Consider the following 14929-nt stretch of genomic DNA (forward strand, 5'->3'; position numbering starts at 1 on the left):
AAAACCTGAAGGCGCAACCGTGTTGGCGCAAACGATCTCAAATCAAGCAGAAATGCCGCGCTTTTCAGAAATTTTTCAGAAATCAAGACCCAGATCAACGGTTCGGGCGGAATGCGTCAGCGCCCCGGACGAGATGTAATCGACCCCGGTCGCCGCAATTGATGCAACCCGATCCAACGTCACATTACCGCTGGCTTCGGTCTTCATCCGCCCGTCCACCATGGCAACCGCTTCGCGCAGCATCTCGTCATCCATGTTGTCCAGCAATACGACGGACGCGCCGCCAATCCTGAGGACTTCGGCCAGCTGGTCCAGTCGATCGACTTCGATCTCGACGGCCATCATGTGGCTGGCTTGCGTTTTGGCGGCCTCAAGAACCTGACGCACACCCCCGGCGGCGGCGATGTGGTTGTCCTTGATCAGGATCGCGTCGGACAAAGAGTAGCGATGATTGAAACCGCCGCCATGCAGCACGGCCTGTTTTTCGACGATGCGAAGTCCCGGCGTGGTTTTGCGGGTACAGGTCATGCGGGCATTCGTGCCCTTTGTCTGCTGAACAAAGCTGGCAGTTTTTGTGGCAATACCGGTCAGACGACCGGCAAAATTCAGCGCGACCCGCTCACCCGACAGGATCGAGGCCGCGGAACCTTTGATGGTCATCAGCGTGTCGCCGCGCCGACAAGGCTGGCCATCCTTGACAAGCACCTCAACCTCAAGCGTCGGGTCGACCAGCCGGAACGCAATCGTTGCCACCTGCATACCCGAAACGACGGCATCCTCACGCGCATTCAGCCGGGCCATATAGGTCGCGTTCGGCGGGATCACGGCGCGGGTGGTCACGTCACCATATGCTCCCAGATCCTCCATCAGCGCCGCGCGGATGACGGGTTCGAGGATCAGATCGGGCAGGGTCGCAAAACTCATGATATTTCCTTGCAGGCTTCGGCGCGAATGTGCAGCGCGTCGCTAAGATACATCCGGGATCGTTTGCCGGGGCCATCGGCAGTTTCCGGAAAGTCGGATCGCTCATGCGCGCCGCGGCTTTCTTCGCGCTGCAATGCCGCTGCGGCGATCAAGGTTGCTGTGGCACACATGTTTCTGAAGGACGGGCATGTGCCATGCTGTTCTTCGAGCGTGGCAATCCTGCGCAATGCCCGGCTTAACCCGGCGCGGTCCCGGACAACGCCAACATCGCGCGACATGGTCGTGCGCAACATACAGACCGCATCGGACGTATCAGGGATATCAGCTTGATCAAATCGAAGGGCCACAGGTTCCGACGCGGAAGTGTCCGGTATCGAACGCGCAATGTCCTGGGCACAGATGCGTGCAAACACCAACGCTTCGAGCAAACCGTTCGAGGCCAGTCGGTTGGCGCCGTGAAGGCCGGTCGAAGACGCCTCGCCGCACACCCACAACCGATCCAGCGTCGCACGGCCATCAGTGCCTGTGGCAATCCCGCCCATGTGGTAATGCGCTGCCGGAGCAACCGGGATCGCATCCCGGACCGGATCGATTCCGTTGCGCGCGCAATATGCGGCAACCGCCGGGAAAAGTTCATTGATTTGCGCCCCCAAAGCCTTGCGGGTGTCCAGCATCGGGCGGTTGCCGGCCTGTACCTCGGCAAAAATCGCGCGGGCCACGACATCGCGCGGGGCAAGCTCGGCATCAGGGTGAACGGCCTGCATGAAGCGCTCGCCGTGCTTGTTTATCAGTATTGCCCCTTCTCCGCGCAGGGCCTCGGTCGCCAGCGGGGCCGGGTCTTCACCCACGTCCATGGCCGTGGGGTGGAACTGCACGAATTCGGCATCGGCGATCAGCGCCCCCGCCCGTGCGGCCATTCCGATGACCTGCCCCCGGATGCGGGCCGGATTGGTCGTCAGGGCATAAAGCCCGCCAGAACCGCCACCCGCCAACAATACGGCAGGTGCACGAAGCGTCACGGGCGCGGATCCGCTTTCCGAGGCGTCCTGCAAAACAACGCCCACCACGCGCCCTTCCGTCACTTCCAGCGCAACGGCAAGGACCCCTTCCAACACCTGCACCGACGGAGTTTCGCGCACTCGCTCGATCAGGGCGGCCATGATTTCACTGCCGGCCTGATCGCCCTTTACCCGCACGACGCGGGCAAAACTGTGCGCGGCTTCTCGGGACAGGGCGTACCCGCCACCCTCGGTGCGATCAAATGGTGTGCCCAAAGTGGTCAGGTCCAGAATATAGTCCCGCGCCTCTCGCGTCACCAAATCCGCAACATCAGGCTCGACGGTGCCCGCCCCGGCATTGACGGTGTCAACGGCGTGGCTTTCCGGGCTGTCGGCCAGGTCCATCGCCGCCGCCACGCCACCCTGCGCCCAAGCCGAACTTGCACCTTCGCCCAAAGGATCAGGCGAGATGATCACCACCGGGCGCGGCGCCAGTTTCAGCGCAGCATAAAGCGCGCCAATCCCGGCCCCGACAATAACGACGCGATCCGTGGTGATGTCGGTCATTGCCGATCAGATGCCGAGCTTGCGGGACAGATCAATCATCGCCTGAACAGATTTGCGGGCCTTCTCTGCCACGTCTTCGGCGACCTCGACCTGGCCTTCCATCGTGTGCAACGCATAGAGGATCTTTTCCAGCGTGATCTTTTTCATGTACGGGCACATATTGCACGGCCCTACGAAATCGACCTCGGGCAGTTCATCCGCGATGTTCGACGCCATCGAACATTCGGTGATTAGCATCGCCTTTTCGGGTTTCTCATCATGCACATATTTGATGATCCCGCTGGTTGAACCGGAATAATCCGCCTCGGCCACCACATCCGGCGGGCATTCCGGGTGCGCAATCAGGCGTGTTCCGGGGTTCCATTCCCGGAAGTCGCGCAGGTCCTGTGCGGTGTATTGTTCATGCACGATGCAGGAACCGGGCCAGTACACCACATTCTTGTGGCTTTCATTGGCCACGTTTTGAGCCAGATATTGATCCGGCGTCATGATGACCGTGTCGCTCTCCATCGCATTCACGATCTGCAAGGCGTTCGACGAGGTGCAGCAGATATCCGAGGCCGCTTTGACCTCGGCAGTGGTGTTCACGTAAGACACAACCGGCGCGCCGGGGTATTTGGCCCGCATTTCGTCGATTCCTTCGGCAGTAATCGATTCTGCCAAAGAACAGCCGGCATCCATGTCGGGCATCAGAACAGTTTTCCCGGGGCTCAGAATTTTCGATGTCTCGGCCATGAAATGAACCCCGGCCTGAACGATCACATCCTCTTCCACCTCGCTGGCCTTGATCGCCAGTTGCAGGCTGTCGCCCACGAAATCGGACACACCATGATAGATTTCCGGTGTCATGTAATTGTGCCCAAGGATCACGGCGTTACGCTCTTTCTTGAGCGCGTTGATCGCCCGCACATAGGGCGCATAGATCGCCCAATCCGGCGGGCTGATCACACGATCCATACGGGCAAACGTGTCTTTCATCTCATTGGCCAACGTGGCCGATGGGGCGAGGTCATAGACGTCCGAAAGAACAGTGCGGACTTGTGCAATATCGAGCAACGGGCGAGCCACCTTTGTCAGTTGTCGTTAGCCTGGCGGGCTGCTTAACGGCTTAGCCCTAGCGGAAACATCCCCGGTTCGAAACCGGAAAATGAGACGTTAGCGCTAAGCCATGCAGACAAATTCAAAGATGAATGGCAAATCAGCCCAGAATCCCCGGCAGACGCAGCCCGTGTTCACGTGCGCAAGCCTTGGCATCCTCGTAACCCGCATCTGCGTGACGCCAGACGCCCGAAGCCGGATCATTCCACAGAACCCGTTCGAGACGTCTGGCCGCTGCATCTGTTCCGTCGGCACAAATCACGACACCCGCATGTTGGCTGAAACCCATGCCAACGCCGCCACCGTGGTGCAGCGAGACCCATGTCGCGCCCGAGGCGGTATTGACCAGCGCGTTCAGCAGCGGCCAATCCGACACCGCGTCCGAGCCGTCCTTCATCGCCTCGGTTTCGCGGTTCGGAGACGCGACCGAGCCGCTGTCGAGGTGGTCACGACCGATGACGATCGGCGCCTTCAGTTCTCCGGTTTTGACCATCTCGTTGAACGCCAGCCCGGCCTTGTGGCGGTCGCCCAACCCGATCCAGCAGATGCGCGCGGGAAGGCCCTGAAAGGCGATGCGCTCCTGCGCCATGTCAAGCCAGTTGTGCAGATGGGTGTTTTCGGGGAACAGTTCCTTCATCTTTGCGTCGGTTTTGTAGATATCCTCGGGATCACCCGACAGTGCGCACCAGCGGAACGGGCCAATGCCGCGGCAGAACAACGGGCGGATATAGGCGGGCACGAAACCTGGGAAGGCAAAGGCGTTTTCCAAGCCTTCGTCCTGCGCCACCTGCCGGATGTTGTTGCCATAATCCAGGGTTGGCACGCCCGCGTTCCAGAAATCGACCATGGCGGCCACGTGCTGCTTCATCGACGCGCGCGCTGCCTTTTCCACGGCCTTGGGGTCGCTTTCCCTCTTGTCTTTCCACTGCGCCATGCTCCAGCCCAATGGCAGATAGCCGTTGACGGGATCATGGGCGCTGGTCTGATCGGTCACGATGTCAGGTCGCATCCCGCCTGCCTGCATCCGCCGGTAGATCTCGGGGAAAATCTCGGCCGCATTGCCCAGCAAACCGACAGATTTTGCCTCGCCCGCCCTGGTCCAGCGGTCGATCATTTCAAGCGCTTCGTCCAGCGTCTCGGCCTTTTCGTCGAGATATTTGGTGCGCAGGCGGAAATCGATGCTGTCTGGATTGCACTCGACGGCCAGGCAACACGCCCCTGCAAAGACCGCCGCCAGGGGTTGCGCGCCACCCATGCCGCCCAGACCGCCAGTCAGAATCCACTTGCCGTTCAGGTCCCCGTCATAGTGTTGGCGTCCCGCCTCGGCGAAGGTTTCGTAGGTGCCCTGAACGATGCCTTGCGTCCCGATATAGATCCACGAACCGGCAGTCATCTGGCCGTACATCATCAGGCCCTTCTTATCGAGCTCGTTGAAGTGGTCCCAGTTGGCCCAATGCGGCACGAGGTTCGAGTTCGCGATCAGCACCCGAGGTGCATCCGCATGCGTCCGAACGATGGCGACCGGTTTGCCGGATTGCACCACCAGAGTTTCATCTTCCTCCAGGTCCTTGAGGCTGGCAACGATGGTGTCAAAATCTTTCCATGTCCGCGCGGCGCGGCCGATGCCGCCATAGACAACCAGCTCATGCGGGTTCTCGGCCACATCCGGGTGCAGATTGTTCATCAGCATCCGCATCGGGGCTTCGGTCATCCAGCTTTTGGCGTTCAGTTCGGGCCCTGTCGGGGGATAGATGTCACGGGTATTTTTACGAGGATCGGTCATCGGGCAAGCTCCAATGCAGTGTCGTGGATAGCGTCAAGTATGTCTTTGAGCCACCGGCGCAGGCGGTCGGCTTTGTCGGTGTCAAAAGCCCAGGGCGGCGCTTCAGCTTTCAGGTAGGTCGACTGAGCCAGCTCCATCTGGATCGCGTGAACCCCTTCCGAGGGGCGCCCATAATGGCGCGTTGTCCATCCGCCCTTGAACCGCCCATTCAGAACAGCCGTATAGGGCGAGGACGCCGCGAATTCATGCGTTATGGCTTCGATTTCCGGCGCGCAGGTCGCCCCATTGTTCGTGCCGATGCTCATATCGGGCAGAGTACCTTCGAACAGAAAAGGAATATGGCTGCGGATCGAGTGGCAATCATACAGCACCGCAACCCCATGGGCCGCCTTCACGCGCTCCAGCTCGGCCTTCAGGGCGGCATGATACGGTGCATGAAAAGCTTCCCGTCGTTCGAGGATATCCTTTTCCGAAGGCGGGATGTCCCAGATGCCCTGGCCGTCAAAATCCGTCAGCGGCACAAGAGAGGTCGTGTTCTGGCCGGGATAAAGCGACACGCCCGACGGGTCCCGGTTGGCGTCGATCACATATCGGTGGAAGGTCGCCCGAACCGTGGTCGCACCGGGCAGAAGCCCTTCATACAAGGTATGAACATGCCAATCCGTATCCGCCAGAGCCTTGCCCCGCGTATTCAACTTTGCCTCGATCGTGGCCGGAACATGGGTGCCGGTATGCGGCAGACCCAGCACGATCGGACTGTCACCGCGCGAAATCTCGACCGGGCCGCTCATGCGCCAAGTTCCGGCATGGCGATGCCCGTGCCACGGGCAATCTCACCACTGGCAATCAGGGCCGAGGCTGCTTCGATCTCGGGTGCCATATAGCGATCGTCACCCAAGGCCGGCACCACGGCTCGCAGCCGTGCCATTACGGCCTGCAACGTATCGCTCGTAGGCAGCGGCGCGCGGAACTCGACCCCTTGCGTGGCACACAGCAGTTCGACCCCCAGAATACGTTCCAGATTGGCAACCATCTGCCCCAATCGCCGCGCGCCATGGGCCGCCATCGAAACGTGATCTTCCTGATTGGCCGATGTGGGCGTCGAGTCCGTCACGCATGGATTGGCCAAATGCTTGTTTTCGCTCATCAGTGCGGCGGTCGTCACCTCAGCGATCATATAGCCCGAATTCAGGCCCGGATTGGGCGTCAGAAAAGGCGGCAGATCAAAGCTGAGCGCCGGATCGACGATCAACGCAATGCGGCGTTGCGCAATTGCCCCGATCTCGGCCACGGCAAGCGCGATCATGTCTGCGGCAAACCCAACGGGTTCGGCGTGAAAATTCCCGCCCGAAACGATCAGGCCGGTTTCCGATAGAACCAGAGGATTGTCCGTCGCCGCGTTGGCCTCGATTTCCAGCGTTGTAGCGGCCTGCCTCAGCACATCCATCGCGGCCCCCACCACCTGAGGCTGGCAGCGGATACAATACGGATCCTGAACCCGGGTATCGCCATCCCGATGGCTTTCACGAATGACCGACCCGGCCAGCAGCGCTCGCATGGTCACGCCGGCCTCGATCTGCCCGCGATGCCCGCGCAACGTGTGGATTTCCGGTTGCAACGGGGCGGTCGAACCCATTATCGCATCCGTCGTCAGCACCGAGGTAACCAGCGCGCTTTGCGCCGCCTGCCACGCACCAAACAGGCCGGACAGCGCAAAGGCCGTCGAAAACTGGGTGCCATTGATCAGCGCCAGCCCTTCTTTGGGGCCCAGTTCGATCGGGTGCAGACCCGCTTTGGACAGCGCAGCGTCACCGGGCATCACATCGCCGCCAAACTCGGCCTCACCAGCGCCCATCATGACGGCAGCCATGTGGGACAAGGGCGCAAGATCACCCGAAGCCCCGACCGACCCCTGCGCCGGGATCACCGGGGTCACACCTTTGGACAACATCCCTTCCAGCAGGGTGATCACTTCTGGCCGAACCCCCGAGGCCCCGCGCCCCAGGCTCAGCAATTTCAGAACCATCATCAATCTGGCAAGGGCGCGCGGGATCGCAGGGCCCACGCCGCAGCAATGGCTGAGGATCAGGTTGCGCTGCAAGGTTGCCGTGTCCTCGGCCGCGATTTTGACGCTTGCCAGTTTCCCGAACCCTGTGTTCACGCCATATACGGCGGCCTCTCCCGCCGCCGCATCGGCGATGCGCTTGTGCGCTTCTTCGACGGCCGGGCGGCAGGCGGGGTCCAACCGAACTGCGCACTCTTCGCGAAAGACCTGTTCCAATTGCGACAGGGTAACGGTACCCGGGGTTAGGGTGAGGGTCGTCAAAATATACCTCCGAATATGCGGGTATGAAGAGGGTTGAAGCCGATGCGATAGGCCAATTCCGCGGGGTGTTCGACATTCCAAACCGCCAGATCAGCGCGCCGCCCGACTGAGATCTGACCGCAGTCAGCCACCCCGAGAGCACGGGCCGCGTGAACCGTCACGCCTTGCAGGGCCTCTTCTGGCGTCATGCGAAACAGGGTGCATCCCATGTTCATCGCCAGCAACAGCGAGGTCATCGGTGCCGAACCGGGATTGCAATCCGTGGCAAGCGCCATGGGCACAGCATGCCGACGCAACAGGTCAATCGGTGGCGCCTGTGTCTCGCGCAAGGTGTAGAACGCCCCCGGCAGAATAACGCCGACGGTACCGGCCTGCGCCATGCCCAGAACACCTGCTTCATCAAGGTACTCAATATGATCTGCCGACAGCGCGCCGTATCCGGCAGCCAGTTTTGCGCCGCCCAAATTCGACAATTGTTCGGCGTGGATCTTGATCGGCAGGCCAAGCTCTGTCGCGACATCAAAAAGCGGGATCAGCTCTTCGGGTTGAAAGGCGATGCCTTCGCAGAAGGCATCGACCGCATCGACCAATCCCTCGGCATGAGCGGCGCGAAGCGTGGGAATGCAGACCTGATGAATGTAGTCCGACGCCCTGCCCTCATAGTCCCGAGGCACCGCATGAGCCCCCAAAAAGCTGGTCAGAACGCGGACGGGACGATGATCCGGCAACGCCCGAGCCGCGCGCAACATGTTCAATTCGGTATCGTCATCCAATCCGTAACCGGACTTCACTTCGATGACCGATACCCCTTCGGCCAGCATCGCATCCACACGCGGCAATGCCTGTGCGACCAACTCCTCCACTCCGGCTGCGCGCGTGGCCTTCACTGTCGAGATGATCCCACCCCCGGCGCGGGCAACCTTTTCATAGCTCGCGCCGTTCAGGCGCATTTCGAACTCTGCGGCGCGATGGCCACCGTGAACCACATGGGTGTGGCAATCGATCAAGGCGGGCGTAACCAGGCGCCCACCCATTCGAGCCCTTGGCTGGTCGGCGAAACGTGGAGGAAGATCCACAACAGGGCCTACCCATGCGATGCGCCCGTCCTGCAACGCGATCGCGGCATCCGGGACCAAACCGTATTGCGCACCGCCTGCGGTCATCGTTGCGGCGTTAAGATCCGTCAAAACCTGCGTTTGCGTCTGCATGTGACTCGCACCCTCCATGCATTTCCTACTTTTCTAGTACATTTCTATCATTTATATGTCTATGCATAAAATGAGGTGAAAAATGGCTATCTTCGCTAATCGCGCATTACTGAGCACCGGTTGGGCTACGAACCTGCGGGTAGAAATCAGGCAAGGGCTGATAGTGTCGCTGCAACAGGGCGCGACGGCGAAAGAAGGCGATACTTGCGTCGACACTTTGCTGCCTGCGCTGGCCAATCTGCACAGCCACGCATTTCAGCGCGCGATGGCGGGCATGACCGAATATCGAAAGGCCGGTCGCGACAGTTTCTGGACGTGGCGGGAACTGATGTATCGTTTCACCCAGCATCTGACGCCTGATCAGGTGCAGGCGATTGCCGCTCTGGTCTATATGGAGATGCAGGAAGCCGGCTATGCTTCGGTTGGTGAATTCCATTATCTGCATCACCAGCCAGACGGCACACCTTATGACAATCTCGCAGAGCTGTCCCAGCGGATCATGGCTGCTGCGGCCGAGACGGGAATCGGGCTGACCCATCTGCCCGTACTTTATTCTTACGCAGGAGTCGGCGAGCAACCGTTGGAATCGGGACAGCAACGATTTGGCAATGATGTGGACCGCTATCTGGCGTTGGTCGAACATGCGCAGGCGGCACTGGGCGATCTGCCGGATGACTGTCAGATAGGCATTGCACCACATTCCTTGCGCGCGACATCACCGCAAGATCTTGCCCGGGTTCTGAACGCAAAAAAGACGGGACCTGTCCATATTCACATTGCAGAACAACCCATGGAAGTTGAGCAGGTTCACGAGGGTCTGGGCGCCCGCCCGGTGGAATGGCTGCTGAACAATGCAACGGTAAACTATCGCTGGTGCCTCATCCACTCCACTCATATGACGGAAAAGGAAACTTGCGATATGGCCGCAACGGGCGCCGTCGCGGGGCTTTGCCCGATCACCGAAGCCAATTTGGGGGATGGCCCTTTCAATGGGGCTGTCTTTCTTGAAGCCGGTGGTCGTTTCGGGGTTGGGTCGGATTCAAACGTGTTGGTTTCGATGACAGAGGAACTGCGTACGCTGGAGTATTCCCAACGCCTGCGAGACCTGTCGCGCAATGTCCTGGTCGAAGGGGACGGTTCGGTAGGACAGACACTGTATTGCAATGCGGCTTTGGGCGGTGCGCAGGCCCTGGGTCGCGCGGCGGGCCAGATCGCAGAAGGGATGCTGGCGGATCTTGTTGCCATCGACAGCCAGGATCCCGCACTGTGTGCCCTGCGTCCTGAACAGTTGCTCGACGGGTTGGCCTTTGCCGCGAAGGACCACGTAGTGACCGATCTGTGGTCGGCTGGCCGCCATCAGGTACGCCGGGGCCGCCATATTGCTCGGGAGCGGATCGTATCCGGCTATCGGCGGGCCATGGCTGATCTCATGCCGAGGCTTTGAGCTTGCTGCCGCCTTTACGGGCTGACAAAAATAGCCTCATAATAGCAATATGTTTGTACGTAATTGGATGAACACCACGTGACCGATCAAAAACCTCTCGGCTTTCAGGACATTCGGGACGAAGTCGTGAACCGCATTCAAACCCGTGTCTGGCCACAGGGCAGCCTGTTGCCCACCGAGATGGAACTGGCAGCCGAATTCGGTGTTGCGCGGGCAACGGTCAATCGGGCGCTGCGGGAACTTGCCGAACAGGGAATTGTCACCCGCAAACGCAAAGGTGGCACGCGTGTCGTGACCACACCGGTAAAGCAGGCGAAATTGCCGATCACTGTCGTTCGGCAGACCATCGAAGAAATGAACGCCGAATACCGCTATGCTCTGGTCAGCCGAACACTGATCGATTGCCCCGCGTGGTTGCAGGCAAAGCTGAACATCCCGGAAGGTGCGCAGGTCGTCCATCTGCAATGCATGCACCACGCCGACAACCGCCCGTTCCAGTTCGAGGAACGCTGGATCAACGTCAGCACCGTGCCTCAGGTTCTCGACGAAGATTTCCTGACCACCGGGCCGAATGAGTGGCTGCTGTCCGAGGTGCCGTTTTCAAACGCTGAAATTGCCTTCTCTGCCGTCCCGGCAACAGGGCATTTGCAGGAGTTTCTGGCGGTACCGCCCGGAACACCGTTGTTTCAGCTGGAACGCACGACTTGGTTTCGCAGCGATCCGGTTACTTTCGTGCGCATGACTTTCCACCAGGGATACCAGATGCGCACCACGTATTGAGGCCAGAGCACCGAACAGGTTTGACATATGAGCAAAACCTCATCGCTTCGATCCCACCTTCCTGACTGTCGTGGCAGTCACCTTTGCCCGCTCAGCTTCCGAAGCAGCAGAGATTTGGTTCTCTTTGTTCAGCGGCCAGGGCAGAGACAATTGTACAATCGTCGGAACGGCAAATATGGCGGCAGATCGACTCGAACCTCAGCGTGGTCAGGTCGAAACCTTTGCTGATGCGGCTTGATCCATCTTGTTTGGGAAGCCTCACCTCAAGTTCGTATCCGAAACAGTGTGTAAGCCGGATGAAATCATACGGCGGAGCATCCTCTGGGGTGATGGATGGCAAGGTGCAAAGCGGGTGCCCTTTTCGAAGGGCCAGAAACAATGGTTCAGACCAGATTGAAGTGAAATCCAAAGTTGCGCTGCTGTTAATCTTCGCCGCAAGCGCCATGTCCAGCAAGTGATCATCGACCGTACGCAACATGTTTTCAGGCAGACCCTCGACCAGCGTGACCCGCATCCACGGAAACAGCGAGCTGAAGGGTTCAGAGAGATACCCGGTCAGATAAGGGGCCAGAGTCGGATTCATTCCGACAGTCAAAGGAACTGTTTCGGGGTCGCGGAACTCGGTCGCGGTGTCACGGATTTTCTGCGCATTGTTCAGAAGGCGCCCAGCCCGTTCAACGACACGGGCACCGTACAGTGTCGGGCGCACCTCGTTGTTGAGGCGCAGGAACAGACCGGTTCCCAATTCCTGTTCAAGCTTTTCGATCTGGTTGGCCAAGGGTGACATTCTCACCGTCACCCTGAGCGGCAGCCTGAACGCGGAGCAAGAGCCGGGACCGACCTCGGACAGCAAAGCCACCGGCGACGCGACCGTAGTCATCACCCAGAATCTGGCGACCGAAGAAGTCTCGTATTCCAGCGAACTGAGCGTTGTCGGTCGGGCGGCTTTGAACTTGGTCCCCGGCCAGCCCGCAGACCTGTTCGTCAACACAAGCGAACGCGCGATGATTGCGTATCTGGCGCAGCCTGTCAGCGAGGGTCTGGCCAGAACTTTCATCGAGTAAAGGGTTTTACAAGACTTACAGCTTTAAACTGTTGTGTATCGAGTGTTTTGGTGAGTGAGCGGTGGTCTGCGCCCCTGTTCCGGGCGCGGGCCATCACTTTTGTGGGTCAGACCCCGTAACGGGCAAGAAACATGTCAACAGCCTGAGCAGCGACCTGATCTATTTCTTCCTGAGTGAACGTGTTCTGAATACCAAAAGCCGCCCGGGTCCAGATCCGCACTTTGCACAGTTCGGAAAACTGCTCGGCAGCGATATGTACATCATCAATGGCCAATTCGCCCTTTGCCACGGCTTTTTCCAGATACTCGGCCATCTGTCGCTGGCCGTTTTGCGGCCCTGCCTCATAGAACGCACGACCAAGCTCGGGAAACCGGTCGCGCTCGGCAACGCAGATCCTGAAAACCTGCTGCGCGAAATCCGACACAAGAAAGGCCGTCAATTGCGTCGCCGTGATCTGAAGCACTTCGCGGGCAGGCTTGGTTTCGTCGATCATCGAGATGACCCGCTCGGCCATCAGGCAGCATTCTGTCTGGGCCACTTCCATGAACAAAAGGCGCTTGTCCGGGAAATAGCTGTAAAGCGTTGCTTTTGACACGCCAGCCGCGCGGGCAATGTCATCCACACTTGCCCCTTCAAACCCATCCGCCATGAAAACCTCTCGAGCCCCGCGCAGAACCTGGTCGAATTTCCGGCCGGTGCGCAGAATGGTGGCGGTCTGGGTCATGTCTTCTCCTCGATCGATAGCCGCGCCAGTTTATAAACCGTTCGGTTTAGATACAACGATTCTCGAATATTTCAGCGAAGCGGAGGTTGCATTTGCTTTGATGCCTGGGACTTGCAGCGCGTTCAAACCGTGCTAGGACTGGGCCCATGGTCGAAATCTTTCTGCGCACCCTTCCGTTTTTCGCGATTATCGGCCTGGGCTTTTGGGCGGGGCGCACACGGTTCTTCTCGGCTGAAGCCACGGCATATCTGACCAAGTTCGTCTTTTTCTTTGCGCTGTCGGCGATGCTGTTTCGCTTTGCCGCCACCCTTCCATTTGCCGAGATTTTCAATGCCCGGCTCATCCTTGGATATTTGCTGGGAACCATGACCGTTTACGTTCTGGCGTCGACCATCGCCTGGCTTCGCGGGCTCGACATTCCGACCGCTGCAGTCGAGGCTCAGTGCGCGGCCATCGGCAATGTCGGGTTCCTCGGGCTGCCCATGCTTTCGCTTTTGTTTTCCGAGGCTGCGATCGGGCCTGTGATGCTGGTCCTGACCGTCGATCTGGTCGTGTTCTCTTCCCTGATCGTGATCCTGATCAACGGCGGCCGTGACGGCAGATTGACCCCGACCACCTTCAAGCTGATCGGAATGGGTTTGGTCCGCAATCCCATGATCGTGTCCATCTCGGCCGGTCTCATCTGGTCCTCGCTGCAATTGCCTGTTCCTGAACCTCTTGGCGATTTTCTGATCATTCTCGGTGGGGCAGCAACTCCGGGTGCATTGTTCGCCATTGGCGCGTCATTGGCGGACAAGTCGGCTGAACGTGTCCAGATCGCGGCTTGGTTGAGTTTCTGCAAATTGGTGATCCATCCGGCCTGCGTTGCGGTCGCACTGCTATGGCTGATACCGATTGAAACTTTTCCGGCAACTGTAGCCATCTCTGCCGCGGCTTTACCTGTTGCGGGCAATGTTTACATGCTGGCTGCGCATTACGGCATTGCCCCGCATCGCGCGTCGGCGGCAATCCTTCTATCCACGATCGTCAGTATTCTCACCGTGCCGATGGTGATCGCCTGGGTGGGCACTTTCTGACCTTCACCTTTTCGAAAAATACTCTCACCGAAGGCGCACAGACTTTACGCCGGGTCCGCGGATCGTTAGCCATGTTGCGACTCGAAAACAAGGACGGTGCCTGATGGAAACCCTTTCGGAAAATGCCTGTTTCGGTGGTGTGCAGGGCGTGTACCGCCACGCCTCCTCGTCGTGCAAGTGTGACATGACTTTTGGCCTGTTTCTTCCAGCCGAGGCCAAGGACGGCCCGGTCCCGGTTCTTTGGTATTTGTCGGGATTGACCTGCACCCATGAAAACGCGATGACCAAGGCCGGGGCTCAGGCGTGGGCTGCGGAACAAGGGATCGCCGTGGTTTTTCCGGATACCTCGCCGCGTGGTGACGGCGTCGCAGATCACGAAGATTATGATCTGGGTCAGGGCGCGGGATTCTATGTGAACGCGACACAGGAACCTTGGGCGCCGCATTTCCGGATGTGGGACTATGTTGCCGAAGAGCTGCCCGCCCTGCTGTTCGAAAACTTCGCCATCGACAGCGAACGTCAGGCCATTACGGGCCATTCCATGGGGGGGCACGGCGCCCTGACACTTGCCATGAACCTGCCGGGACGCTTCCGTTCGGTGTCAGCCTTTGCGCCGATCTCGAACCCGTCCGGAGCGGATTGGGGACGCAAACAGCTGAGTGCCTATCTCGGTGACGACGAAGCGCTTTGGGCAAAACACGATGCGTCCTTGTTGATGAAGAAAACCGGCTTTGACGGCCCGATCCTGATCGACACAGGTGCAAACGATCAGTTCATGGATCTTCTGCGCCCCGAAGCGTTGGCGCAAGCCATCGCCGAACGCCGCCAGCCAGCGACGTATCGCTTCCAGCCGGGTTACGATCATTCGTACTTCTTTGTGTCCACGTTTATGGAAGATCACGTCATCTTCCATGCCGAGGCCCTGTACGGAGACTGA

14 protein-coding genes are annotated in these 14929 nt (G+C 59.3%); 5 read left to right on the forward strand and 9 right to left on the reverse strand.

Annotation, left to right across the window (positions count from 1 at the left end; translation table 11 throughout):
• Positions 1 to 75: 75 nt before the first annotated feature.
• The 7 genes from nadC to hutI form a co-directional block, all read right to left on the reverse strand.
• Positions 76 to 924, reverse strand: a complete 849-nt coding sequence (nadC, locus tag ACR0C6_RS08900; protein WP_480618917.1) for a carboxylating nicotinate-nucleotide diphosphorylase — start codon at positions 922 to 924, stop codon at positions 76 to 78.
• Positions 921 to 2489: an L-aspartate oxidase gene (locus ACR0C6_RS08905; protein ID WP_480618918.1), complete on the reverse strand. Its 1569-nt coding sequence runs from the start codon at positions 2487 to 2489 to the stop codon at positions 921 to 923. Before ACR0C6_RS08905 ends, nadC begins: the two co-directional genes overlap by 4 nt.
• A gap of 6 nt (positions 2490 to 2495) precedes the next feature.
• On the reverse strand, positions 2496 to 3545 hold the full coding sequence (gene nadA / locus ACR0C6_RS08910) for a quinolinate synthase NadA (RefSeq protein ID WP_171230399.1): 1050 nt from the start codon (positions 3543 to 3545) through the stop codon (positions 2496 to 2498).
• A gap of 142 nt (positions 3546 to 3687) precedes the next feature.
• Positions 3688 to 5370 carry a urocanate hydratase gene (gene hutU / locus ACR0C6_RS08915; RefSeq protein WP_480618919.1) on the reverse strand — a complete coding sequence of 561 codons (1683 nt, stop codon included), beginning with the start codon at positions 5368 to 5370 and terminating at the stop codon, positions 3688 to 3690.
• Complete coding sequence (gene hutG, locus ACR0C6_RS08920) at positions 5367 to 6161, reverse strand: N-formylglutamate deformylase (protein WP_480446326.1); 795 nt, start codon at positions 6159 to 6161, stop codon at positions 5367 to 5369. Before hutG ends, hutU begins: the two co-directional genes overlap by 4 nt.
• Positions 6158 to 7696 carry a histidine ammonia-lyase gene (gene hutH / locus ACR0C6_RS08925; protein WP_480446325.1) on the reverse strand — a complete coding sequence of 513 codons (1539 nt, stop codon included), beginning with the start codon at positions 7694 to 7696 and terminating at the stop codon, positions 6158 to 6160. The genes hutG and hutH overlap by 4 nt, the downstream gene beginning before the upstream one ends.
• On the reverse strand, positions 7693 to 8904 hold the full coding sequence (gene hutI, locus ACR0C6_RS08930; RefSeq protein ID WP_480618920.1) for an imidazolonepropionase: 1212 nt from the start codon (positions 8902 to 8904) through the stop codon (positions 7693 to 7695). Before hutI ends, hutH begins: the two co-directional genes overlap by 4 nt.
• An 82-nt stretch (positions 8905 to 8986) precedes the next feature.
• Here hutI and ACR0C6_RS08935 point away from each other — a divergent pair, with 82 nt between their 5' ends.
• Positions 8987 to 10348: a formimidoylglutamate deiminase gene (locus ACR0C6_RS08935; RefSeq protein ID WP_480618921.1), complete on the forward strand. Its 1362-nt coding sequence runs from the start codon at positions 8987 to 8989 to the stop codon at positions 10346 to 10348.
• A 78-nt stretch (positions 10349 to 10426) separates the two neighbouring features.
• A complete protein-coding gene (locus ACR0C6_RS08940) occupies positions 10427 to 11128 on the forward strand; it encodes a GntR family transcriptional regulator (protein WP_152460215.1) in 702 nt (233 codons plus the stop codon).
• A 91-nt stretch (positions 11129 to 11219) separates the two neighbouring features.
• Here the strand turns inward: ACR0C6_RS08940 and ACR0C6_RS08945 are convergent, their stop codons facing one another.
• Positions 11220 to 11915 (reverse strand): LysR family transcriptional regulator, encoded by a 696-nt coding sequence (locus tag ACR0C6_RS08945; RefSeq protein WP_480618922.1) that lies wholly within the window; start codon positions 11913 to 11915, stop codon positions 11220 to 11222.
• Here ACR0C6_RS08945 and ACR0C6_RS08950 point away from each other — a divergent pair.
• Entirely contained in the window at positions 11899 to 12192 is a 294-nt protein-coding gene (locus ACR0C6_RS08950) for a hypothetical protein (protein WP_480446320.1), read from the forward strand. The two genes, ACR0C6_RS08945 and ACR0C6_RS08950, sit on opposite strands and share 17 nt — an antisense overlap.
• A 106-nt stretch (positions 12193 to 12298) precedes the next feature.
• Here ACR0C6_RS08950 and ACR0C6_RS08955 read toward each other — a convergent pair whose 3' ends face one another.
• Positions 12299 to 12916 (reverse strand): TetR/AcrR family transcriptional regulator, encoded by a 618-nt coding sequence (locus ACR0C6_RS08955; protein WP_171169500.1) that lies wholly within the window; start codon positions 12914 to 12916, stop codon positions 12299 to 12301.
• Between the two features lie 146 nt (positions 12917 to 13062).
• Between ACR0C6_RS08955 and ACR0C6_RS08960 the strand changes: the two genes are divergently transcribed.
• Both ACR0C6_RS08960 and fghA read left to right on the forward strand, forming a co-directional pair.
• Positions 13063 to 13992, forward strand: coding sequence for an AEC family transporter (locus ACR0C6_RS08960; protein ID WP_480446319.1), 930 nt, complete (start codon positions 13063 to 13065; stop codon positions 13990 to 13992).
• Between the two features lie 103 nt (positions 13993 to 14095).
• Entirely contained in the window at positions 14096 to 14929 is an 834-nt protein-coding gene (fghA, locus tag ACR0C6_RS08965; RefSeq protein WP_480446318.1) for an S-formylglutathione hydrolase, read from the forward strand.

The sequence above is a fragment of the Ruegeria sp. AL12 genome (assembly GCF_056540885.1).

Coding starts and splice junctions, on each gene's coding strand:
- fghA (WP_480446318.1), top strand. CDS start 14,096: ATGGAAACCCTTTCGGAAAATGCCTGTTTCGGTGGTGTGCAGGGCGTG.
- ACR0C6_RS08955 (WP_171169500.1), bottom strand. CDS start 12,916: ATGACCCAGACCGCCACCATTCTGCGCACCGGCCGGAAATTCGACCAG.
- ACR0C6_RS08945 (WP_480618922.1), bottom strand. CDS start 11,915: ATGTCACCCTTGGCCAACCAGATCGAAAAGCTTGAACAGGAATTGGGA.
- hutG (WP_480446326.1), bottom strand. CDS start 6,161: ATGAGCGGCCCGGTCGAGATTTCGCGCGGTGACAGTCCGATCGTGCTG.
- hutI (WP_480618920.1), bottom strand. CDS start 8,904: ATGCAGACGCAAACGCAGGTTTTGACGGATCTTAACGCCGCAACGATG.
- ACR0C6_RS08935 (WP_480618921.1), top strand. CDS start 8,987: ATGGCTATCTTCGCTAATCGCGCATTACTGAGCACCGGTTGGGCTACG.
- hutU (WP_480618919.1), bottom strand. CDS start 5,370: ATGACCGATCCTCGTAAAAATACCCGTGACATCTATCCCCCGACAGGG.
- ACR0C6_RS08960 (WP_480446319.1), top strand. CDS start 13,063: ATGGTCGAAATCTTTCTGCGCACCCTTCCGTTTTTCGCGATTATCGGC.
- ACR0C6_RS08905 (WP_480618918.1), bottom strand. CDS start 2,489: ATGACCGACATCACCACGGATCGCGTCGTTATTGTCGGGGCCGGGATT.
- nadC (WP_480618917.1), bottom strand. CDS start 924: ATGAGTTTTGCGACCCTGCCCGATCTGATCCTCGAACCCGTCATCCGC.